We start from the raw sequence: 22658 nt of genomic DNA on the forward strand, positions 1-22658 counted from the left end.
TATCCTTATTTTAAATACTTGGTCTATTCGCTGGTTACGCGGTTAACTTCTTGTAAAGACGTTACCCCTTGCATCACTTTAAGTAAGCCTGAACGACGCAGGTTACTAAACCCCAATGCTTGTGACTGCTTAGAAATTTCAATCGAGTTGGCATCTTCCATAATCAATTTAGAAATTTCAGGCGTAATTTTCATGACTTCATAAATCCCCACACGCCCTTTGTAGCCTTCACGACATTCACTACAGCCCACAGGCTGATAAATTTGAAACTCTTGTTGTAAATCTTCTTCGGTAAAGCCCATTTCCAATAAACTGTTTTTGGGAATCTCAATTGGTGCTTTACACTGTTTACATAAACGGCGTGCTAAACGCTGTGCAATAACCAGGTTTACCGAAGTGGCAATATTAAACGAAGGCACACCCATATTACGTAAACGGGTTAAAGTTTCTGGCGCACTGTTGGTATGCAGCGTTGACATTACCATATGACCGGTTTGTGCCGCTTTAATGGCAATTTCTGCTGTTTCTAAATCTCGAATCTCACCGACCATGACAATATCTGGATCTTGACGTAAGAATGAACGCAGTGCCACGGCAAAGGTTAAACCGACTTTAGGATTGACGTTAACCTGATTAATACCCTCTAAGTTAATTTCAACCGGATCTTCGGCAGTGGAGATATTGGTATCTTCACGGTTTAAAATATTTAAACCTGTATACAGGGATACGGTTTTACCCGAACCTGTTGGCCCTGTAATGAGTAACATGCCTTGCGGTTTATCTAAGGCTTCCATAAACAGGGCTTTTTGCTCGGGTTCATAACCTAAAGCGTCAATACCCAGCATGGCACTCGATGGATCTAAAATACGCAGCACGATTTTTTCACCAAACAGGGTAGGCAGCGAGTTGACACGAAAATCGATGGCTTTAGTTTTAGAAATTTTAAGTTTAATGCGTCCATCTTGCGGCACACGTTTTTCGGAAATGTCCATTTGTGACATGACTTTTAAACGTGCCGATAAACGCGTGGCCAATTGCAAAGGTGGAGTGGCAATTTGACGCAGTACACCATCAATACGATAGCGCACACGATATACCTTTTCATAGGGTTCAAAGTGCAAGTCCGATGCACCCATACGAATCGCGTCAATCAGCAACTTATTAATATATTTAACAATTGGTGCTTCATCTTCTTGCGTTGGTTCATCGTGATCATGATGCGGTTCGGCATCGGCTTGTAAATCTAGATCAAGATCTTCGTCAAAATTAAAGGTGGTATCTTCAGCAAAGTTGGCTTCAATCGCACGTTCGAGTTTGTCGTGTTCAACAATCACCAATTCAACATTTTTTTTGCTGTTAAAGCGAATGGCATCTAAAGCATCAATATTGGTGGGATTACTGGTGGCTAAGTAAAGCAAGTGACCGCGTTGATAAATGGGTAAAACGCGATATTTTAAAATTAACTTGTCTTCAATTAAGTCATGAACTAAGTGAGAGGAGTCGTAAGCGTTTAAATCAAAGAGTGGTTCACCAAATTCTTGAGAAATTTTTTCAGCAATCGCATAAGGTGAAATATTTAAATGTTCAATTAAAAAAGGGACGATATCTTGTTCAGTTTTTTTGGCACTTAAGATCGCCTGTTGCATTGCTTCAGCGGCAATGATGCCGTCGTCGACCAAGCGTCGAATAAAGCCTGTGAATTTAGGCGCCCCGTGTGTAAATGACATGCCCCAATCGTCCTCAACATAAATTGTTTATAATACGTATAACAAAATTATACTTTTGTTGCGTGAAAATACTATATCCCAAAGTGTGGTGTTTACCTTAAATATAGATTAAAAATTGAATGAGTTAGAATTAAATCCATGCTTTTTCAATATTTAAGCTCAAGGCATCGACTGACTTGGAATTTGTAAATTCGTACAGTGTAAGAAAGTATGCTTGAAAATTTACAATTCCGTGTAGAATATGCGCGTTTTTATGAATTGTTTTTTATAGGTCATCTATGTCGGCTTCGACCATTACCCCTTGGGTTGTAGGCAACTGGAAAATGAATCCAGTGCAGGCACAAGCACAGCAATTGCTCAATGAATTTAAACAATTATTGCAAGAGCAACCCATTGCAGAAGAAAAATGTCACTTAGGTATTGCGCCCACTATGTTGGCTTTAGGTACTGTACAAGCACAATTGGCTGATGCTGTCCGCCCTGTGTATAGCGTCGCGCAAGATGTGTCGCGTATTGCAGGTACCGGCGCTTACACAGGTGAGGTGAGTGCTGAGTTGCTGGTGGATCATGGCATTGCTTATGTATTGGTAGGTCACTCAGAACGCCGTGAAATTTTTGCTGACGACCGTGAACGTTTAAATGCCAAAGTTCAAAATGCCTTAAATGCAGGTCTAAAAGTCATTTATTGCGTAGGTGAAAGCTTAGAACAACGTGAAGCGGGTCAAGCAGAAGCTGTGGTATTACAACAGATTTGTGATATTGCGGCCGTGGTGTCAGGTGATGCATGGGCCAATATTATTGTGGCTTATGAACCTATTTGGGCCATTGGTACCGGTAAAACCGCTTCTCCTGAAGATGCACAAGCCATGCATGCCAAAATTCGTGAAGGCTTAAAGCAAATTACTAGCTACGGCGCCAGTACAGCAATTTTGTATGGTGGTAGTGTAAAAGCTGAAAATGCAGTAGAGTTAGCGGCCTGTCCTGATATTAATGGTGCACTTGTTGGCGGTGCATCACTCAATGCCCAATCTTTCCATCAGATTGCTTTAGCATTTGCCAATACACAATAATTAGGAGTACAGCATGCAAACTTTTGTGCTGGTCGTACATATTATCTTAGCCTTGTTAATGATCGTATTAATTTTAGTACAGCACGGTAAGGGTGCAGATGCTGGCGCTTCGTTTGGTGGCGGCGGTGCAGCAACAGTGTTTGGTGCCTCAGGGTCGGGTAACTTTTTAAGTCGTTTAACTGCAATTTTAACGGCATTATTTTTTGTCACCAGTTTAACCCTTGCAATCTTTGCTAAGAATCAAAGCAATGACTCGTATAGCTTAAAATCGGTCTCTAGCACACAGACTGCACCGGTAACATTGCCTGAAACTTCACCAGTTGCACCAAAAACTCAAGAATAAGCTTCCCTTTTTGTCAAGGAAGGCTTAGAATGCGTGCTGCTGCGGTGGTGGTGGAATTGGTAGACACGCTACCTTGAGGTGGTAGTGCTTTCGGGCGTGGGGGTTCAAGTCCCCCCTTCCGCACCAACTTTAATCCAGAAGTTAAGTTGGTGTAAGCAGCAAATCTGTTGATGCGGGATGGAGCAGTCTGGTAGCTCGTCGGGCTCATAACCCGAAGGTCGTTGGTTCAAATCCAGCTCCCGCTACCAATCTTATTTAGCATACAAACTAAATGAGGGTTTAACTTGAAGTTAAATCAGAAAATTTTGTATATCGTTGCGGGATGGAGCAGTCTGGTAGCTCGTCGGGCTCATAACCCGAAGGTCGTTGGTTCAAATCCAGCTCCCGCTACCAATCTTATTTAGCTTGCAAACTAAATAAGCATTTAGCCTTTAAGTTAAATGAAAAAATTTGTATATGTTGTTGCGGGATGGAGCAGTCTGGTAGCTCGTCGGGCTCATAACCCGAAGGTCGTTGGTTCAAATCCAGCTCCCGCTACCACTTTTAATTAAGCCAGAACTTAATTAGTGCGATTGATTTTTAGATTGAAAATTAACCGTAATACAGATATAATTTTTGCACGTTGATGCGGGATGGAGCAGTCTGGTAGCTCGTCGGGCTCATAACCCGAAGGTCGTTGGTTCAAATCCAGCTCCCGCTACCAAGTTTTCTAAAGGCTCACAAAAAGGTGGGCCTTTTTGCACAGTGGGCATTTGTTTTCTGTGTAATAATGAGGGCGATTGACGCCCTTTTTTATTGGCTATCGTGTAGTGTCGACATCAATTGGTCAAATAGTCATGTTTCACTACTATTATAGTCCTGTCCAATCTTATGGTCGTTCTGACCATTGAATCGCACAAAATTGACGAGAGTAAATGAAGCTATCAAATAAAACTCAAGCACTCCAAGACCTAATCGCTCCGGCTGTGCAAGCTTGTGGTGTTGACCTATGGGGCATTGAATTCTTGCCACAAGGGAAACGTTCTTTATTACGTATTTACATTGACAAAGAAATCGATCAAAACGCAGCGCCTGTTTTAGATGAAGACGGTGAAGAAGAGCAAGGTCGTGGTATTGGTGTACAAGATTGTGTTCGCGTAACACAACAAGTTGGCGCAATGCTCGACGTGCATGATCCAATTTCAGGTGAATACTCATTAGAAGTATCATCACCAGGCTGGGATCGTCCGTTTTTCCAATTAGAACAAATGCCGGCTTATGTAGGTCAGCAAGTGGCATTACGTTTGATCAGTGCTGTAGATAACCGTCGTAAGTTCCAAGCAAAACTTGTTGCTGTGGATCTTGAAAACGAAATGATTCAAGTGGAAGTTGAAAAACAACAAGTGTTGGACATCGACAGTCACAATATTGATAAGGCAAATTTGGTCTACCAAGACTAATTTATAAAGAATCTGAACGAATAGGTGACTTATGGCACGTGAAATTCTTACCGTAGTAGAAACGGTTAGTAACGAAAAAGGTGTACCTCGTGAAGCAATTTTCGAAGCGCTTGAGCAAGCGTTAGTTGCTGCGACGAAAAAGAAATTTTACGAAGGCACACACTCGGAAGAAGCACAGTTACGTGTAGAAATCGATCGTAAAACAGGTGATTACCGTACTTTCCGTCAATGGGAAGTGGTGGCTGATGAAGATCATGAAATGCCAGCATGCCAAGATGCGATCTCTGATGTTGATCCTGCAAAATGGTCAATTGGCGACATTCGTGAACTTGAAGTTGAATCAATCGATTTCGGTCGTATTGCTGCGCAAATCGCAAAACAAGTCATCGTACAAAAGATTCGTGAAGCAGAACGCGCGTTAATCGCAGATGCTTATGAATCGAAAGTCGGTGAGCTGATTTACGGTGAAGTGAAAAAGCAAACCAAAGATGGCTTTATCATTGACTTAGGTGAAAATGCTGAAGCGTATCTTGCACGTGAAGAAATGATTGCAAAAGAAATTTTGCGTCCTAAACAACGTGTTAATGCGATTTTATTTAACGTAAACCGCGAAGGTCGTGGCGCACAGTTACAACTTTCACGTGCTAAACCTGACATGCTGATTGCGTTGATGAAAAAAGAAATTCCAGAAATTTCTGAAGAAATCATCGAAATTAAAGCAGCTGCACGTCAACCTGGCGTTCGTGCTAAAATCGCTGTAAAAACCAACGATCACCGTATTGATCCTGTAGGTGCTTGTATTGGTATGCGTGGTACACGTATCCAAGCAGTCCAACAAGAACTTAATGGTGAACGTATCGACGTTGTGGTATGGTCAGATGATCCAGCGCAATACATCGCAAGTGCTTTAGAACCTGCTGATGTATCAAGTATTGTGATTGATGAAGATGCAAAAACTGCAGATATCATCTTTGCAACCAGCGATCAGCTTGCTCGTGCCATTGGTTCACAAGGTCAGAACGTACGTTTAGCGTCAGAATTAACTGGCTTTAAACTCGATATGATGCTTGAATCAGAGTACCAAGCACGTCAACAAAATGAAGCACAACAATATCTAGACATGTTTGTGTCGCGTCTTGATATTGCTGAAGACCTAGCAATGGCTTTAGTGGAAATGGGCTTCACTTCGTTAGAAGAAATTGCATATGTTCCAGCGGAAACATTCGATGAAATCGAATTAGATGCTGCAACAGTTGAGATGTTACAAGGCCGTGCTAAAGAAGTAGCTTTAGCAGACGCACTGAAACAACAGGAAAATATCCAGGATCCAAGTGCTGAACTTCTAGCAATGGAAGGAATGACACAAGAGATTGCCTACGCGCTTGCTGCTCGTGGCGTGGTCACTGTCGATGATTTGGCAGACCAAGCTACTGATGATATCGCAGATATCGAAGGTTTAGGTGCTGAGAAAGCGGGTCAACTCATTATGAAAGCGCGCGAATCATGGTTTAACTAGGAGGTAATATGGCGGACAAGTCGATTAAAGATTTGGCATTGAGCGTTGATCGCTCGGTTGAAACACTTTTAGAGCAAGTTCGTGATGCAGGTTTACCGCAACGTAAGCCTGAAGATATTATTTCCACAGAACAACAAGATACCCTCGTGAACCATTTGAAGAAGATTCATGGTCAAGACGTGGGTCAAGCAGGACAAATCACGTTGAAACGTAAAACAACCAGCACCGCTAAGGTAGCAAGTACCTCAGGTAAGGCGAAAACTATTAACGTAGAAGTTCGCAAAAAACATACCTTTGTTAAGCCTGATCCAGAACAGATCAAAGCTGAAGCATTGGCAAAAGCTGAAGCTGATAAAGCGGCGAAAGCTCAAGCTGAACAAAACCAACCCGTGTCTGGCGCAAACAAAGCAAGCCAAGCTTTAGAAGCAATGCGTGCCGCTGCAAAACAAAGCAGCGAAAAGCAAGAAGTGTCTAAAGCGGCTGTTGTGGTAAAACGCAAGTCAACCAACAAGCCAGTGGTAAAATCACAGATTAAGCCTGTGGAAACCCCTGAGCAAAAACGTGCGCGTGAAGCACAAGCAGCACAGTTAAAAGCGACTGAAGAAGCAGCACGTCGTCGTGCAGCGGAAGAAGCGCAGCAACGTACGCTTGAGCAAATGCGTCAAATGGCGTCTAAGTATTCAGCTGAAGACAACGCGCCAACGATTCGTGTTGTAGATGATTCTCCACTTGCTGCGGGCCTTGTGGGTCAAGCATATGAAGATTCATTTAACAAAGAAGACCGCGAAATCAAGCGTGGTACCAATACGCCAGCTGCACGTTCACCGAAAAAGGGTGGTCGTCGTGGTGAAGAGCAATCTTTCCGTGATAACTCGCATAAACGCGGTTTAAAAACAAGCCAATCAAACAAACATGGCTTTGAAAAACCAGTTAAAAAGCAAGTTTATGATGTAGAAATTGGTGAAACGATTGTCGTTGCTGACCTTGCTGCCAAAATGGCAATTAAGGTGCGTGAAGTGATTAAATCGCTCATGAAAATGGGTGAATTGGTTACACAAAACCAAGCGATTGATCAAGAAATTGCAGCATTAATTGTAGAAGAAATGGGTCATAACCCAGTTCTTGTGTCTGATACGCAAGCAGAAGACAACCTTCTTGAAGCGGCTGAAGAAGCGCGTGGTGCGCAATCTACTCGTGCGCCAGTGGTTACCATCATGGGTCACGTTGACCATGGTAAAACTTCTCTTCTTGACCGTATCCGCCGTGCCAAAGTTGCAGCGGGTGAAGCAGGCGGTATTACACAGCATATTGGTGCTTACCACGTTAAAACTGAGAAAGGTATTATCACTTTCTTAGATACACCAGGACACGCGGCGTTTACTGCGATGCGTTCACGTGGTGCGAAAGCGACTGATATCGTGGTGCTTGTTGTTGCAGCAGATGATGGTGTAATGCCACAAACTGCAGAAGCAATTGACCATGCACGTGCTGCGGGTACGCCAATCATTGTTGCAATCAACAAGATGGATAAAGAATCTGCTGATCCAGATCGCGTATTGAACGAATTAACGACCAAAGAAATCGTGCCTGAGCAATGGGGCGGTGACGTACCAGTGGCAATGGTGTCTGCGCATTCTGGTCAAGGTATCGACGAACTTCTTGATTTAATTCTTATTCAATCTGAATTACTTGAATTAAAAGCATCTGAAGAGGGTGCGGCACAAGGTGTTGTTATTGAAGCACGTGTAGACAAAGGCCGTGGTGCGGTAACGTCTATTCTGGTTCAAAACGGTACTTTAAAAGTAGGTGACCTTGTTCTTGCAGGTGCATCTTACGGTCGCGTTCGTGCCATGACTGATGAAAACGGTCAACGTATTAAATCTGCAGGTCCTTCAATCCCGGTTGAGATTTTAGGTCTTCCAGAAGCGCCAATGGCGGGTGACGAAGTTCTTGTTGTCAATGACGAGAAAAAAGCCCGCGAAGTTGCCGATGCGCGTATGGATCGTGAACGTCAAAAACGTCTTGAGCGTCAATCTGCTATGCGTCTTGAAAACATCATGGCGTCTATGGGCAAGAAAGATGTGCCTATCGTCAATGTTGTTCTTAAGACTGACGTACGCGGTACTTTAGAAGCTCTTCACGTGGCGCTTGCTGAACTTGCAACTGACGAAGTGAAAGTACGTATTATTGGTTCAGGCGTAGGTGCAATCACTGAGTCTGATGTAACACTTGCTGAATCTTCAGAAGCGGTTCTTCTAGGCTTTAACGTCCGTGCTGATACTACGGCACGTCAAAAAGCAGATGCAGATAGCATCGATATTCGTTACTACTCAGTGATCTATCAATTGATTGATGACGTGAAAGCAGCGATGAGCGGTAAACTTGCCCCAGAACACCGTGAAACAATTCTTGGTGTGGCGCAAGTACGTGAAGTATTCCACTCAAGTAAATTTGGTGCAGCTGCCGGCTGTATGGTGCTTGAAGGCGTATTACATCGTAATAAACCGATTCGCGTATTACGTGATGACGTGGTTGTATTCCAAGGCGAGCTTGAATCACTTCGTCGTTATAAAGAAGTGGTTGAAGAAGTTCGTGCTGGTATGGAATGTGGTCTTGCGGTTAAAGGCTATAAAGACATCAAACCACTTGATAAGATCGAAGTGTACGATGTGCAATTAATTAAACGGAGTCTTTAATGGCGGGTAGTCAACGTCTGAAGCGTATGGCGGATACAGTACAACGTGAGTTGTCTGAGTTAATCCGTCAGGAGCTGAAAGATCCGCGCTTAGGTGGTCTAGTGACCATCTCTGCGGTGAAAGTCAGCCCAGACTTAGGTTATGCGGAAGTTTATGTGACTGTGATGGGTCGTGAGCTTGGCGATGAGCAAAGTGAAGTGGCAAATAAAGAAACCTTGGAAGTGTTAAATAAGGCTTCTGGTTTCTTACGCCATGAACTCAGTCGTCGTATCAACACACGTATCACACCACGTTTACGTTTCCATTACGACAAAACCAATGCATATGGTAACTATATGTTTGGTCTTATTGCAGAAGCTGTTAAGGATTTACCTGCAGCGGATGACAAGAAAGACGACGAATAAGTTGCTATAAAAAAAGCCACCTTCGGGTGGCTTTTTTTTGGCTATTCATTTTGCTTAAGTGATATCACTATTATCGTGTTTGACTTGCTTTTGATAGCGCTTAAAACTGCGACGATGCTTTTGCCAAGGCAGTGGTCGTTCTAAGCTTTCAGGCACATCACCACTCATAGAGCGTAGGCGTAAATGCAGTGCAGCTTGTGCCATGAGGTTGGCTGATACAGGGGCAGTAATAAAGGCAAATAAGGTAATTAATACCTCTGCAAAACCAAAACGTCCATGGGCAGCTGAAAATACAATGGCTGCCAACAAAAAGCCACCTAAACCTAGAGTACTGGATTTAGTTGGAGCGTGTAAGCGCATAAATAAATCCGGTAGGCGTACCATGCCAATCCCACCGACCAACATAAATAATGCCCCAATCACCAAAAAGATCGACACTAAAATTTCTAAAGCTAAATACATCATTTTGCTCCTAGTCGATCACATGGCCAGTGGTAAAATAACGTGCCAAAGCAGCGGTGGATACAAAACCAAGCATTGCAACCAAAAGTGCGCCTTCGAACAATGAAGTGCTGGTCCAATAAATCCCTAACACCACCACTAGACCTGTCGCGTTTAAAAATAAAGTATCCAACGCCAAGAGACGATCTACAATGGAGGGCCCAATCACTAAACGATACAAGCACATTAACATAGAGATGGTGATTGCCAAGAGACTAATTCCTAAGGCATAAGGCAAAATTGTGGTCATGCCGCATCTCCTATCTTTACATCAAAAATTTGTAGTAATGGCTGCTCATAGCGGGCTTTAATGGTGCGAATTTCTTCTTCAACATTATCAGTGCTTAACGCATGGACCAAAATATCGCCACGGTCTTGGTCAATACCGGCAGTGACTGTACCTGGGGTAGTGGTAATGATCATCGCCAGTAAAGTGTTGACTTGTTCATGCTGGGTTTCTAGCGGTACACGAAACCATTTTGGCTGTAATTGATCGGTGGGTCCTAGGACTAATTTAGCTACACGCACATTAGAAATCACAATATCCCAAAGCACGACTAAAAACAGTTTGATGGACGGCAGCCAGTGAATATCTGGTGTACGTTCTACAAAGGGTCGAATTAAGCGTGGAATAACAATCGCCAAGATGAATGCCATGACTAAAGTGCCAATCGCTAGACTATGAGCCAGCATAATCCAACTGGCGGCAACTAAAACCGAGACAAAGGGATGTGGAAACCAGCGCTCAAGAAAGCTGTATTGCATTAATGCGCCTCCTGTACAGGTTGTAGTTTGTCACCTTGTGGATCATTAATTTCCTGTTCTTGTGCAGCAATTTGACGCTGTTTAAACTCAGAAATATGCTCACCTTTTAGTGTGTTTTCTGAGATCACATACGGGATTAAATGCGCATTTGGATCAAGACTTTCACCACCATATTTGGTTTCAGGTAAATTTTTCGGGTCATAAGGTTGTACGCTAATGATCTGATTATCACCATCACGTTTTAAAATCGTCTGCTCATAGAGCGGATTATTTTGTATTTGTGCTGCAGTATTTTGCATATAACGCTGAATCGGCGCTGCAAAAATGACATAAGCCATTAACATACTCAGTAAAATATAAATCGCAGCATCATTACGTAGAGGTGCTTTGTTTGGCAGGGCTTGATAGGCCACATAAGCTTCTGTATTGACGTCATCTTCAGGTTTGGTAGCGCGCCAAAATAAAATAAAGCCTACACGGGTAAAGCCAATAATACTGATTAAACTCACCAGTAAAATAATGCCAATAATCCAGCCTTGATAAGCATGACCTGCTGTGGCTTGCAAGATAAATACTTTACCTAAGAAACCACTAAACGGCGGTAAACCGGCCATCATTAATGCAATGACTAAAAAGGTGAGCGATGCTGCTTTTTGCTGCTTCATTTGCGGAGCAACTTTTAAATGATCTTTAAACTCGCCGCGTTGTGAAGTGATCCAGCCACTTAATAAATATAAGGCCGCAGCAATTAACGTACTATGCAGCATGTAATATAAGGCACCTGACCAAGCTTGAGTATTTTGCATGGCAATTGCGACTAAGATCGTCCCCACAGAGGATAAGATCATAAAGCCAACAAAACGACGTAAACGCTCAGCTCCTAAAGCGGCAACTGCACCATAGAGTGAGGTGACTAAACCAATCACCAATAACCAAGGCATTAAAATGTTGTGACTGAAATTGTCGTCAAACACGGTGCCATTGACACGTAAAATCGCATAAACCCCGACCTTGGTCATGATGGTAAAAAATGCAGCGACTGGAGTTGCGGCAACAGCATAAGTTTTAGGTAGCCAGAAACCGACAGGCAACATGGCAGCTTTAATACCAAATACCACAAACAGCATTAAGCCACCTGCCACAGCCAGTTTATACTGGTCGGGTTCAAGCAGGGGCATCAGACGTGCCACATCGGCCATATTTAGGCTACCAACACTGCCATAAATCATACCTAAACCAATTAGGAAGAGGGCAGAGGCCAGGAGGTTAATGGTGACGTAGTGAATGCCCAACTGAAAACGTGCCTTGCCTTGACCATGCAAAAGCAGCACATAAGAAGCCATTAACAGGATTTCAAAGAACACAAACAGGTTAAATAAATCGCCTGTTAAAAATGCACCACACAGTCCCATAATTAAGAAATGAAACATGGCATGGAAATAGCGACCGCGTTCATCCCATTGACGGCTGGCATACCATAAAATTGGCATGGCCAAGCCATAAGTCAGCATTAGCATCAGAGCAGAGAGCTGATCTAAAACCAAAATAATGCCAAACGGTGCTGCCCATTCACTTAAATTATAAGTAATGATCTGCCCGCTGCTGGCATAGCTCAAATAGCAAATGGCAGTGGCTAAGCCTAAAGCCGTCGATACATAGCTGATACCACGTCGCCATGGCTGACGCCAATCATAGGCCAATGAGCCTGAGCCAGGGTTGCCTAGCAGCACTAAAATAAATGCAGTGCAGGCAGGGATTAAGATACTGAAAATAGGTGCATGTTGCTGCCAAAATTGGAGAAGATCAGTCATTATGGCTCATCCTCACGTGGGTCAATGGCAGGCAAATCTTCTTTTGAGTCAACGTGATCTGTCCCGGATTCATAACGACTACGTAATGCAAGTTGCACAATAAAAGCGGTAGTGGCAAAACCAATTACAATTGCAGTCAGCACCAAAGCTTGTGGCAATGGATCAGTGGCCTGTGTGGTTTCAGTTAATACCGCTGGTGCATTAAGTTGTACACGCCCCATTGTGAATAAGAAAATATTCACTGCGTAACCAATCATGGCAAGTCCCAACACCACCGGAAAGGTACGCGCGCGTAGGATCAAATAAATCCCAGCTGAGACCAAAAGACCAATGGCAGAGGCTAATAAAAATTCTAAGCTAATCATCTTATTTCCCCTTTGGTACAGGACCAGTCATGGTCGAGTGACGTGAGTCGCCAAGTACAGAAATCAGTAGCATTCCTGCGCCAACGACGGTGATGTATACCCCTAAATCAAACAGGGCAGCAGACGCTAAATGCATCTCACCAATCAAAGGTGGTGAGACATAAATGTGGGCGCTGGTGAGGAATGGGCGACCCCAGAACCATGAACCTATGCCAGATAGAACAGCAATGACTAAACCTGTACCAATCCAAATCTCATACAGACGACCGGATTTAGCTTTCAACATCTGTTCAGTTTGATCTTGCCCAAGGGCAATATATTGAATGACTAAGGCCATAGAGGTAACTAAACCAGCAATGAAACCACCACCGGGTAAGTTATGACCACGCAAAAAGATGTAAACACTTACTACTAAAGCCAGCGGTAAAATCCACGAAGCGGTCATGCGTAGCATTAAAGGTGATGGATTAAAGCGATAGGTCAAACCTTGGGTAATGGTGGTGCCATGCGCGCGCATACCATCCATCATACATAGTGCACCAATGGCAGCGATGCCAAGCACAGTAATCTCGCCAAAGGTATCAAAACCACGGAAATCTACTAAGATCACATTCACAACATTCGTACCGCCACCGAGTGGAATAGATTGCTGCATAAAGAACCATGAAATTGAATTGTGATCACGGGTCATAATGAGCCAAGCAATCCAACCGACGGCAAAGCCACCCCCAATGGCAATAATGGCATCACGCCAACGACGTGAGCGACTAGATTCATAAGGCGTTAGCTGTGGCAATAACGATAAGCTCATCAACAGGAGTACAGTGGTCACGACATCAACTGTAATTTGTGTTAAAGCTAAATCTGGCGCAGATAAGCCGACAAAAACCATGGTGACAACTAAGCCAATTGCACCACTGATTAATACCGCTTTAATACGCTCATGATGGAACCACAGCATCATCCAGCACGCTGAGAACAATAACAACCATAATACGATAGCTAAAATTGGCGCTTGAGTGAGTTCGCGTGTACCTGTACCTAAACCTTGGAAGATCAGTGGCATGCCAACCAGAGTAATGGTAAAGACAATAATATAAAACAGATAGCTTTGTAAGGAGCCATTTTCGGTGCTGCGCTTGAGTTTTCGCGCAAACTGTAATAGATGTTTTAAAGCATCTTCAAACAGTAATTTACCTTGTAGCTTGCCTAAATATGGGTCGAGGTCAATCTCACGTAAGCGGCCACCTTTGGCGAGCGCGAAATAGAAGACTAAACCACCGATCAATGCAATTACACTCATCAATAAGGGTGCATTAAGACCATGCCAAATGGCCAAATGCGTGCCTTCAAAGGCAAAGTTTTGTGTACTGGCGCGTGCTGTCGCGTTGACAATCGGTTCAACCAAAAGTGCAGGCAACAAACCCACTAAAATACACAGTACAGCTAACAAAGTGGCCGGTGCACGCATACCAAACGGTGGTTCATGCGCATCTTTATTGGGCACATTTTTGCCAAGTGGGCCATCAAAAAATACGCCGTGCACCAAACGGGTTGAATATGCCACAGCAAAAATGCCAGCTAAGGTTGCGACCACAGCAGAGGCAATCATGACAGGGCCACTTAAATTGGCCAATAGCTCAGTAAAGAACATTTCTTTAGACAAGAAGCCATTGGTCAACGGTACGCCTGCCATAGATGCTGCAGTAATCATGGTCAGGGTGGCAGTAAAAGGCAGTAACTGCCAAAGACCAGATAACTTACGTAAATCCCGGGTACCGGATTCATGGTCGATGATCCCTGCAATCATAAACAGGGCGGCTTTAAAGGTGGCATGGTTAATAATGTGGAAAATCGCCGCAGCAACAGCCAGCGGTGAACCAATCCCCAATAAACACATGATTAAACCAAGATGACTAATGGTCGAATAGGCCAATAGACCTTTGAGATCTTCTTTAAAGATGGCAAAAAAGGCTGCCATACATAAAGTAAATAGACCCACAAAAGTCACAATATTATGAAATAGTGCGGCACCCGCAAAAATAGGTAATAAACGCGCTACTAAGAAAATACCAGCTTTCACCATGGTTGCCGAGTGCAGATAAGCCGAAACTGGTGTTGGCGCTGCCATGGCATTGGGTAACCAAAAATGGAAAGGAAACTGTGCACTCTTGGTAAAAGCACCCAGTAAAATCAACAATAAAGTGGGTACAAACAAGCCATGACTTTGAATTTGATCGGTCATGGTTAAGATCCGATCAATTTCGTAGGTGCCTGTGATTTGTCCAAGCAACACAAAACCACCCAGCATAGCCAAACCGCCCATACCGGTAATGGTTAAGGCCATACGTGAACCACGTTGGGCTGCGTCGTAATTGCTCCAATAACCGACCAATAAAAATGAGGAAATACTGGTCAACTCCCAAAAGGTCAGCAATAAAATTAAATTATTAGAGAGAGAAATTCCTAGCATAGCTGCCATAAACAGCATCAGCAGTAAGTACAACTTACTTAAGGAATTTTTAGGGCTTAAATAATAATAAGCATAAGTAAAAATTAAAGTACCAATACCGGTAATTAATAGGGCAAAAAGTAGGGCGAGCGCATCCAAGCGGAAGCTAAAATTTAAACCTAATTCTGGCAACCATGTCCAAGTTTGCGTAATGACCTGCCCATCAAAAACATCGGGGGCGTGTAAAAGCAAAAGAATCAAACTGCTTAAACTGACCCCGATTGCCGCGAAAGCCGTTACCCCGCGCGAAAAATTCTTCAGCCACGAGACAAGGGTGGTGCCTAGTACTAGCGGTAATAAGATAATAATCGGTAGCACACTGATATCCATTGTCGTGATAGGTCAAAAACCTAAGAGTGAATCTTATTTTTTCAAGCTTACAGGATCACAAAGAGTCATCCAAAGAGGCTCAAGCTTGAAAACCAAAGGTGTTTACAGGTGTATATAACAAGTTGTGTTGCGCAACTTGATGAAAAAAGCTACAGTAAAATCGGATTTTACTATAAAAGTGTTGATTTTATCTGATCTTATTACATGAACAAAACAACTTCAAACACTTTCGCGCAGACATAACAAAAACATTATACGCCTACCTTTTTGAGATATTGCTTGATGATTGAGCAGATAGCGGCTTTTAAAGAAGGTCTCTCACTCAGCTCATTTTTAATTTAAATCGGCATTGGGTTGATCTAAATGTTCATCATGAACAGCATACTGTTGTAAATCTTGTAGTAATTGTTGTTTTTGTTCAGGTGTTAAGTCATTTTGGATTTGGCTAAGCAGTTGGTTATAACAGGCTTGCTGATCGCTTAAGGGTTCTGAAATCGCTAACGCCTCTTCATCTTGTAATAGGTGGGCATAGAGTTGGCTATATTGCTCATCTAAAATTTGCGCTTGAGTATGTAAGGGTTTCAGTTCTAAATCTTGAAATTGTAAATAATGATAGCGATTTTTTTGTTGTAGCAGTTCAGGTTGTGAGCTGCTTACAATAATTTGTAGTTTTGGAAAGGCTTGTTCAAGGCGGCTTAAAATCTCAAAGCTATGTGGCTCATCAAGCTGTTGCTCAATTTGATCAATCATTAAAATGCCATCACCCATTACACAGGGTTCAAGCTGCTGCGGATTTAGCACACATAAACGCCGAACCACATCACCTACGAGGGCAATCCACACTTTTAAACTATTCGAAAGCTGCTGATAAAGTAGCACTTGGCCGCGGAGTTTGACCTTAAGTTGAATTTTGGGTTGATATTCTAAAATTAAATCTTCAACTTCAGGTAACACAGTGTTTAAGCTTTTTTTGAGTGCAGTTAAATGCGGACGTAGCGGCTGCATATGAAACTGCGCTTGAAAACTGTCGAGATCAATTTGGCTTAAATGTTCTACATAAGCTGCACTATGGGCATTTTCAACATCGTGCATTTCACGTAGCCATTCAAAAAAACGGCTAAAGGTGGTGTAAGGAATATGGGCTAAATCATAAGCATGGATGGGCTGCAGAACTTGAGGATTATTTTTACTGAGTAAATTAACGTCGTTAATAAAGCGTTCTGCTGGATAGTAGGCAATTAGAGGTAAACCATAATCTGGATCATGCTTCAACACCCGTTGATACAGCTTGACTAAGTTTTCGAGTTGCGTGGTTTCCACAGTGCTCATGCTGCTGTTAGCCGTCTGGGTTTTTTTTAGTTGCCATGTGTAAAGTTGGCTGGTTTGATCAGTAATATTGAGTTGCTGGCTACTTTCAAATAAGGCTTGAGAAATTTTGACACTGATGCGTATTTTTGAAGCTTGGGTTTCATGGCGAATATCCTGCGCGACCATCACCACACCTGCAGTCTTTAAATCGCGATAACGGCCTTGGAACCAAGTGAGTGCATGATAAAGATTTTTCAGGAGTGTGGTTTTACCACTGGCTTGTGCACCGCTAATCACGGTTACGGGGCAGTCTTCAGGAATAGTCAAATCGAGTTTAGAAAAATGCGCAGTATTATGCAGATGTAATGCGTAAAGCTTCATAGGTCACCTTATAGTTGTTTACCCTATCTACACATTGATGGCGGCGTCTTCTTTTTTAATAATTGCATCAAGTCATAAATATGGTGAATATTTAGACTTACTTTAGCACGGGTACAGGCTACGTAAAGTAAACGTAACTCTTCGTCACTAATTTTATAATCGTTTTGATTGAGTTTAAATTGGTAGTCATCTTCAATATGCACCCGATTCCACTCTAAACCTTTGGCTTTATGCGCCGTGGAAATAATATAGTCCGCCTGACCAATGGGGGTGATTTTGGCTAAAGCGCGCTTTAAGGCATCAGTACCATGATCGTCCACCAATTTCACTAAAGGCTTAATATCACTGCCTTCATTGGTTTCGCAGTATTCATGTACATCATGCCAAGAATTAAACCAAGCCAGTTCTGGTACATCGTTAGGGCGGCGGCCTTGTTTGAGCATACTGGCTGCATCAACAAAACGACCTAATTTGGCATGATCCGCTTGTAAGCTAACTTTGTCACCTTGCACCAAACCTGAAAGCAAAAGTTCCATAGCACGTGCATTGGTGCGGCATAAAATCGCATCACGTTGTTTGCTATGCGCTTTACGAATCACTTCTGAGTTGAGCGCATCATAACCCAGCAACGGTACCGTTTCACCCAAAGCACTTAACAGGGCATTGGCATTGGCTGCAATTTCAGGGCCAAAACGAAAAGAGGTGGTGAGACGTGATTCAGGTAAAGGCAGTTTTTGCATAGCATTAATTGCACCGCGCCATGCATAAATTTGTTGATGTGCGTCCCCCACATAGATGACTTGTGAACTCTGCTGACGCAGCAAAATACCGAGCATTAACGGGTCGGCATCTTGGGCTTCGTCAAACAAAACATAATCGGCAGGGATGTTGGGTTCAGAGAGAGCCCAAAGCTTGAGATAAATATCATGCCCAATACCGGCTTGATGATTCGGATCAATCGATTCCAACCAACGCCGTTCCACCGCAGGATACAAATGTTTTTGTAAACTTTCGATATCGTCAGGATGCAACCAACTGGGTGCTTGTAAATGTCTAGGTGCAGGATATTGTGAACTGGTGGAACAGAAAAAGCCCACTGCATCTGCAACTAAACTGGCCAAGCGCGAGGGCATCAATACGTATTTTTCGTAGCGTCCACCCATGAGGCGACGCAAGGTGATGGGTTGTAATTGATATTCTTTGGCTAGAAAACTTGGACTTAAACGGGGCAGGCGCAGTTTGTCGGTAATGCCACGCCCAACGTTGCGATAAGCCAGTGAGTGAAAGGTACGGCAATCAACATTGCTACCAAATTTTTGTTGGGCTTCGGTGGCAATGGCTTTGTTAAAAGCCAAGTACATGCCACGCCGCTTGGGCATGGCATGACTCATCATCTGTAAAGTAGTGGTTTTACCTGTGCCAGCATAGGCAATCACTTTAAAAGAATGACCTTGGCAAGCTTGTTCAACGGCAACGGCTTGTTCAGCGGTGGGCTGATGATTCAATGCAGACACAGACAGCACTTAATGTTGACGGTTAGCTTTTTCAAGCAAACCTGATAGACCTTGGCGACGTGCCAATTCATTGAGAACCAATTGCACATCAAGGTCAAAGTAACCGAGCATGACAATGGTATGGAACCAAAGATCAGCTACTTCATAGACTAAATCGTTTTTGTTGTCGTCAGAAGCTTCAGCTTTAAAATCTTTTGCGGCAATAATCGCTTCTACGCTTTCTTCACCGACTTTTTCTAAGATTTTATTTAAACCCTTGTGATACAGCTTGGCTACATAAGATGAATCAGGATCAGCGGCTTTACGTTCAGCCATCATCTGACCCAAGTAAGATAACACTTCGACTTGCTCAGCTTGAGCCTTTGAGGCATTCATGGCAAGCGTATGGGGATTTGTAGATTTTTCGCCATAGATCGCACTTGGATCTTTAAGCTGTGCATCAACAATTTCCCAACCATTTGGCGTGAGTTTACGGTAGAAACATGATTCACGACCAGTATGGCAAGCAATACCGCCATGTTGTTCAATTTGTAACACAATCACGTCTGCATCACAGTCTAAACGGATTTCATGTACCGTTTGGAAATGACCCGATTCTTCACCTTTATGCCATAATTTTTGGCGTGAACGGGAGAAATACACCGCTTGGTTTTTCTCAGCAGTTAAGGCCAACGATTCACGGTTCATCCAAGCCACCATCAACACGCGTCCAGTTTGATGATGCTGTGCAATAGCAGGTACCAGACCTTGTTCGTTAAATTTTACTTCATCGAGCCATTGCAGATTGTTCATTGGATTCACCTAGTGCGTATAAAAGGAAAGTGCAGAATTTTGCGTGACTCATCTTAGCTCAATCATGGCGATTTTGACATGATCAGGACCAAAAAAATCCGATTAAGCGACAGTGCATGTCGTTATAGCCAAAAGCACAGCAAGCACTTTGGTGGTATCGTTGATATGCTGATGTCAGCGCAGATGGATTTATAAATCTTGTAGTACATCGCCCCAATTTTGTTTTTCGAGCAATTCTAAAAATTCATCCCCCAAACGCTGACTTTCACTTACGCTTTGCTGCCAGTATTTAATGCGTGTGGCCTGATCTAAACCTTTTAAAGAAAAGTCTTTACGATCGGGTAAACGACCCAAAGGCAGACTGCTTAAATATTCAGATGAGGGTGAAATCAGTAAGGTACGTGCTTGATTGCTTGGATTGGCACGGCGTTTGATGGTTTTATCAAACCAACCGGGAGTAATGGAATCAGTAAAATGCGGATAGAGCACAATGCCTTGGCTATTAAAAGGCAGGTCAATATGATAATCAATTAAACCGCCATCGCGATAACTGCCTTTGGCATTTGGAATATCTTTGACCGCATTCATCACTCCGGGGATAGATGCCGATGCCATCAGCCAACTTAAAATATTATCTTGATTGAGTTGATGATAATGCGTAGTAAATTGATCTTGTACCTGAAATTGTGAACCATGCGCAGGTTGACTAATCACGCGTTGCATAAATAAACGGTTGTTTTTACGCGATAAGGCATTGGTGCCAATAATTCCAACAATTGAAGCCAGTAAAGGAAGCGCACGATCACTTTGAAATACATGCCGAGCTTTGGCAGAAATAATGGTCAGATGGTAATCGGGATGATGAAGCATGTACTGTTCACGGCCTTGGACTAAATCCAGCAGCATCTGCCGACAAATTTGACCAATGTCGTGCATTTTCATATGTTTATCAAAATACAAATGCGTGTATAAATCAGCTAAGCGGCTTAAGCCTTGGCTTGCACCCCAAGCAGTGATACTGGCAAAACGCCATGCCCCAATGGATGAGCCAATTAAGGTGCGGCGTTTTGGGGCTTGGGCTAAAAAGTGGTCAAAAATGGCTTGGTCTAAACCAAAAATGCCAATGCCTTTTGGGCCGCCTGCGGCGCCGGGAATAATATCCACATCTTGCGCTTGTAAGCCGTGTTGTAAAAGATGTTGCTGAGCGACATGACCAGCACGAAGACTTAAAGCAGGAACAGATTTTTTTAGAATATAGCGCATTGTGAAAATGGGGATGCGTCAAAATAAAAAGATCAACAAGCTTAGCATAAGCCTGTTGATCTGCTGCTATATGAGATGGGCTTAAGGTGCGATTTTAAATTTAGCTGTTATCCCTGAACCGTAGCTATTTTCATTCAGCTGATAACGTTGACTTAACACGATTTTTTCTTCAGCGTTGTTATTGGCAATATGAATGTCAGGATGATCAATCACAGCGGTCAAAGTAACTGTTTCACCACTGAGCGGTAAGCGAGTTAAACCTGCAAGATGCGGTGAAATTTGTGACAGTACATTGCCGTTTAAGGCCACTTGACCATTTTGTAATACGTTAGTGGCAGTATTTAAGGTCAACTCTATGCCACGTACACTGCTTAAATTTGACTCTAAATTGAGTTGGGTACCAGCGGGTAGACTAGCACTTTGCAAGCTACCATTGGCATTAAAGCCTAAATCTAAGCGATCTACCGCAATTGTGACTTGTTTGTTGCTAAGGGTGTTAATTTTTAAGCCAGCACTTACACGCAAGCTTTGATTACGCAATTTGCCATAGCTTTCTAAGCCTAAGCTGATCCCGTTGAGTTCAGATAAGCCAATTGGATTAAGCAAAGATGCATTGAATTGGTTGAGGTTATAGCTTTGATTTAAAATATTAAAACTTGCCAATTTTAAATAATCAGCATAAAACGCATCAATATTACTCAAATCGTCAAATAGCGTATCGGGATCAATATTGACATTAAGATCAGACTCTTGAATCAGTTCAAGTAATTGATCAAGTGGTGCAAGTAAGGCATTTTCACTGTTGCTACTTAAGGCTGCTGCAGCAATTTCTGCCAATATTGTGCTTGTTTGTTCAGCAGGTAAGACTAAAACCTCAGCCAAATTGTCAACCAATTTACTGGTCACGACTGACTCTTTAGCAGCTTGAATATCTTCTTGGGTTGCTTGCTGAATCGCTGCTACACCTTGATTGAATGTGTTAAGTGGTAAACTTTGTAAGGTGCTTTCTACAGCTTGTACATTTTCTAAAATAGCAGGAGTAGCTAAGGCAGCTAAATTGGCACTCACTGCAGCGAGATTGTCTTGATATTCAGGTGGCAAATAGTCTTGCACAGCACTCAAGGTTTGAGTAATGGTGGCTTGAATAATTGCAGGATCTTGTAAGCTGCTAGGTTGATTATCTGCAGTTAAAGCTGAGCTTAGCGCAGCAAAAGCGGCTAAAGTAAACTCTTCTTGTGCAATACCCTCAGTCAGCGGTGCAATACTGCTTTGAATTTGTTCAATTAACTGTTGTACCACCACAGTTTTGGTATACAGCTCTTTATTTCGCATTGGATCAGCAGAAAGCAAGTTAGTGCCTTGCAGACCTAAGACGCGCGCAATTTGCTGCGCTGCAGCATTGACATTTTGACCCGACTCAACTTGCGCTTGAATTAATGTCGTAAGTGGCGACACAATGATGTCATTGGCATTAGAGCGTGGTGCCTTTAAGGTTGAGCTAAACGGTAAATTGGTGGCGCGGTCAAGACCACCACTAACATGAATCGTACTAGAGCTACAGTTCGTCGGAAATTTAAAGAAACCATTTTCATCAGTTTCTGCGGTTTCTGGGTTTTTTGTCGTGGCATTCATACAGTCTTTAAAAACCACCAATGCCCCAGCTAATGGACCATCGACTGCACGACCTTGTGTTGCAGTTACACTGCCACCACTACTACTCCCACCCCCACCGCAGCCAACCAATATAGCTGCAATAGATAAACTTAAAAAAGATGCATAAAAGGCTTTATTTTTCATTCTGATATCCATGTTTAGAGTAATTTTGTTAATAGTTATAACAAAAAAAATATAAAAAAAAACACTAAGCTAAAAACAGATTTTTGAAGCAAAAAATATTTCTTATGTCTTTTTAAGTGGTTTA

18 protein-coding genes and 5 tRNA genes are annotated in these 22658 nt (G+C 42.8%); 11 read left to right on the forward strand and 12 right to left on the reverse strand.

The window, feature by feature from the left end; all coding sequences use genetic code 11:
• Nucleotides 1-23: 23 nt before the first annotated feature.
• Nucleotides 24-1727, reverse strand: coding sequence for a type IV-A pilus assembly ATPase PilB (gene pilB / locus AC5YCD_RS07215; protein ID WP_496129392.1), 1704 nt, complete (start codon nt 1725-1727; stop codon nt 24-26).
• A gap of 278 nt (nt 1728-2005) precedes the next feature.
• On the opposite strand from pilB, the gene tpiA reads away from it, so the two are divergent.
• The 11 genes from tpiA (at nt 2006) to AC5YCD_RS07270 (ending at nt 9195) form a co-directional block, all read left to right on the forward strand.
• Nucleotides 2006-2797 (forward strand): triose-phosphate isomerase, encoded by a 792-nt coding sequence (gene tpiA, locus AC5YCD_RS07220; protein WP_496129393.1) that lies wholly within the window; start codon nt 2006-2008, stop codon nt 2795-2797.
• Between the two features lie 13 nt (nt 2798-2810).
• Entirely contained in the window at nt 2811-3140 is a 330-nt protein-coding gene (gene secG, locus AC5YCD_RS07225; protein ID WP_496129394.1) for a preprotein translocase subunit SecG, read from the forward strand.
• 41 nt (nt 3141-3181) lie between these two features.
• A tRNA-Leu gene (locus AC5YCD_RS07230) sits at nt 3182-3266 on the forward strand.
• 45 nt (nt 3267-3311) lie between these two features.
• Nucleotides 3312-3388 (forward strand) — tRNA-Met (locus tag AC5YCD_RS07235).
• Nucleotides 3389-3456: 68 nt separating this feature from the next.
• A tRNA-Met gene (locus AC5YCD_RS07240) sits at nt 3457-3533 on the forward strand.
• Nucleotides 3534-3603: 70 nt separating this feature from the next.
• Nucleotides 3604-3680, forward strand: a tRNA-Met gene (locus AC5YCD_RS07245).
• 86 nt (nt 3681-3766) lie between these two features.
• Nucleotides 3767-3843 (forward strand) — tRNA-Met (locus AC5YCD_RS07250).
• Between the two features lie 211 nt (nt 3844-4054).
• The gene (rimP, locus tag AC5YCD_RS07255) at nt 4055-4579 is read left to right on the forward strand and encodes a ribosome maturation factor RimP (RefSeq protein ID WP_496129395.1); all 525 of its coding nucleotides are present in this window, start codon (nt 4055-4057) and stop codon (nt 4577-4579) included.
• Nucleotides 4580-4610: 31 nt separating this feature from the next.
• A complete protein-coding gene (gene nusA / locus AC5YCD_RS07260) occupies nt 4611-6095 on the forward strand; it encodes a transcription termination factor NusA (RefSeq protein ID WP_496129396.1) in 1485 nt (494 codons plus the stop codon).
• Nucleotides 6096-6103: 8 nt separating this feature from the next.
• Nucleotides 6104-8791 (forward strand): translation initiation factor IF-2, encoded by a 2688-nt coding sequence (infB, locus tag AC5YCD_RS07265; RefSeq protein WP_496129397.1) that lies wholly within the window; start codon nt 6104-6106, stop codon nt 8789-8791.
• A complete protein-coding gene (locus AC5YCD_RS07270) occupies nt 8791-9195 on the forward strand; it encodes a ribosome-binding factor A (protein WP_496129398.1) in 405 nt (134 codons plus the stop codon). Before infB ends, AC5YCD_RS07270 begins: the two co-directional genes overlap by 1 nt.
• Before the next feature lie 54 nt (nt 9196-9249).
• Here the strand turns inward: AC5YCD_RS07270 and AC5YCD_RS07275 are convergent, their stop codons facing one another.
• The 11 genes from AC5YCD_RS07275 to AC5YCD_RS07325 form a co-directional block, all read right to left on the reverse strand.
• Nucleotides 9250-9657, reverse strand: coding sequence for a Na+/H+ antiporter subunit G (locus AC5YCD_RS07275; protein WP_496129399.1), 408 nt, complete (start codon nt 9655-9657; stop codon nt 9250-9252).
• A gap of 10 nt (nt 9658-9667) precedes the next feature.
• On the reverse strand, nt 9668-9946 hold the full coding sequence (locus AC5YCD_RS07280) for a monovalent cation/H+ antiporter subunit F (RefSeq protein WP_122898902.1): 279 nt from the start codon (nt 9944-9946) through the stop codon (nt 9668-9670).
• Entirely contained in the window at nt 9943-10461 is a 519-nt protein-coding gene (locus AC5YCD_RS07285) for a Na+/H+ antiporter subunit E (RefSeq protein WP_496129400.1), read from the reverse strand. The genes AC5YCD_RS07280 and AC5YCD_RS07285 overlap by 4 nt, the downstream gene beginning before the upstream one ends.
• Nucleotides 10461-12272 (reverse strand): monovalent cation/H+ antiporter subunit D, encoded by a 1812-nt coding sequence (locus tag AC5YCD_RS07290; protein WP_496129401.1) that lies wholly within the window; start codon nt 12270-12272, stop codon nt 10461-10463. The genes AC5YCD_RS07285 and AC5YCD_RS07290 overlap by 1 nt, the downstream gene beginning before the upstream one ends.
• A complete protein-coding gene (locus AC5YCD_RS07295) occupies nt 12272-12637 on the reverse strand; it encodes a Na+/H+ antiporter subunit C (RefSeq protein WP_496129402.1) in 366 nt (121 codons plus the stop codon). Before AC5YCD_RS07295 ends, AC5YCD_RS07290 begins: the two co-directional genes overlap by 1 nt.
• A 1-nt stretch (nt 12638) precedes the next feature.
• Entirely contained in the window at nt 12639-15479 is a 2841-nt protein-coding gene (locus AC5YCD_RS07300; protein ID WP_496129403.1) for a monovalent cation/H+ antiporter subunit A, read from the reverse strand.
• 333 nt (nt 15480-15812) lie between these two features.
• The gene (locus AC5YCD_RS07305; RefSeq protein ID WP_496129404.1) at nt 15813-17168 is read right to left on the reverse strand and encodes an AAA family ATPase; all 1356 of its coding nucleotides are present in this window, start codon (nt 17166-17168) and stop codon (nt 15813-15815) included.
• Between the two features lie 23 nt (nt 17169-17191).
• Entirely contained in the window at nt 17192-18682 is a 1491-nt protein-coding gene (locus AC5YCD_RS07310; protein WP_496129405.1) for a UvrD-helicase domain-containing protein, read from the reverse strand.
• Nucleotides 18683-18691: 9 nt separating this feature from the next.
• A complete protein-coding gene (gene hisIE, locus AC5YCD_RS07315; protein WP_496129406.1) occupies nt 18692-19474 on the reverse strand; it encodes a bifunctional phosphoribosyl-AMP cyclohydrolase/phosphoribosyl-ATP diphosphatase HisIE in 783 nt (260 codons plus the stop codon).
• Between the two features lie 189 nt (nt 19475-19663).
• On the reverse strand, nt 19664-20737 hold the full coding sequence (locus AC5YCD_RS07320; RefSeq protein ID WP_496129407.1) for a patatin-like phospholipase family protein: 1074 nt from the start codon (nt 20735-20737) through the stop codon (nt 19664-19666).
• Between the two features lie 81 nt (nt 20738-20818).
• Nucleotides 20819-22534 carry a hypothetical protein gene (locus AC5YCD_RS07325; RefSeq protein WP_496129408.1) on the reverse strand — a complete coding sequence of 572 codons (1716 nt, stop codon included), beginning with the start codon at nt 22532-22534 and terminating at the stop codon, nt 20819-20821.
• Nucleotides 22535-22658: the final 124 nt, after the last annotated feature.

It is taken from the genome of Acinetobacter sp. CY05, assembly GCF_059515805.1.

Coding starts and splice junctions, on each gene's coding strand:
- pilB (WP_496129392.1), bottom strand. CDS start 1,727: ATGTCATTTACACACGGGGCGCCTAAATTCACAGGCTTTATTCGACGC.
- tpiA (WP_496129393.1), top strand. CDS start 2,006: ATGTCGGCTTCGACCATTACCCCTTGGGTTGTAGGCAACTGGAAAATG.
- secG (WP_496129394.1), top strand. CDS start 2,811: ATGCAAACTTTTGTGCTGGTCGTACATATTATCTTAGCCTTGTTAATG.
- rimP (WP_496129395.1), top strand. CDS start 4,055: ATGAAGCTATCAAATAAAACTCAAGCACTCCAAGACCTAATCGCTCCG.
- nusA (WP_496129396.1), top strand. CDS start 4,611: ATGGCACGTGAAATTCTTACCGTAGTAGAAACGGTTAGTAACGAAAAA.
- infB (WP_496129397.1), top strand. CDS start 6,104: ATGGCGGACAAGTCGATTAAAGATTTGGCATTGAGCGTTGATCGCTCG.
- AC5YCD_RS07270 (WP_496129398.1), top strand. CDS start 8,791: ATGGCGGGTAGTCAACGTCTGAAGCGTATGGCGGATACAGTACAACGT.
- AC5YCD_RS07275 (WP_496129399.1), bottom strand. CDS start 9,657: ATGTATTTAGCTTTAGAAATTTTAGTGTCGATCTTTTTGGTGATTGGG.
- AC5YCD_RS07280 (WP_122898902.1), bottom strand. CDS start 9,946: ATGACCACAATTTTGCCTTATGCCTTAGGAATTAGTCTCTTGGCAATC.
- AC5YCD_RS07285 (WP_496129400.1), bottom strand. CDS start 10,461: ATGCAATACAGCTTTCTTGAGCGCTGGTTTCCACATCCCTTTGTCTCG.
- AC5YCD_RS07290 (WP_496129401.1), bottom strand. CDS start 12,272: ATGACTGATCTTCTCCAATTTTGGCAGCAACATGCACCTATTTTCAGT.
- AC5YCD_RS07295 (WP_496129402.1), bottom strand. CDS start 12,637: ATGATTAGCTTAGAATTTTTATTAGCCTCTGCCATTGGTCTTTTGGTC.
- AC5YCD_RS07300 (WP_496129403.1), bottom strand. CDS start 15,479: ATGGATATCAGTGTGCTACCGATTATTATCTTATTACCGCTAGTACTA.
- AC5YCD_RS07305 (WP_496129404.1), bottom strand. CDS start 17,168: ATGAAGCTTTACGCATTACATCTGCATAATACTGCGCATTTTTCTAAA.
- hisIE (WP_496129406.1), bottom strand. CDS start 19,474: ATGAACAATCTGCAATGGCTCGATGAAGTAAAATTTAACGAACAAGGT.
- AC5YCD_RS07320 (WP_496129407.1), bottom strand. CDS start 20,737: ATGCGCTATATTCTAAAAAAATCTGTTCCTGCTTTAAGTCTTCGTGCT.
- AC5YCD_RS07325 (WP_496129408.1), bottom strand. CDS start 22,534: ATGAAAAATAAAGCCTTTTATGCATCTTTTTTAAGTTTATCTATTGCA.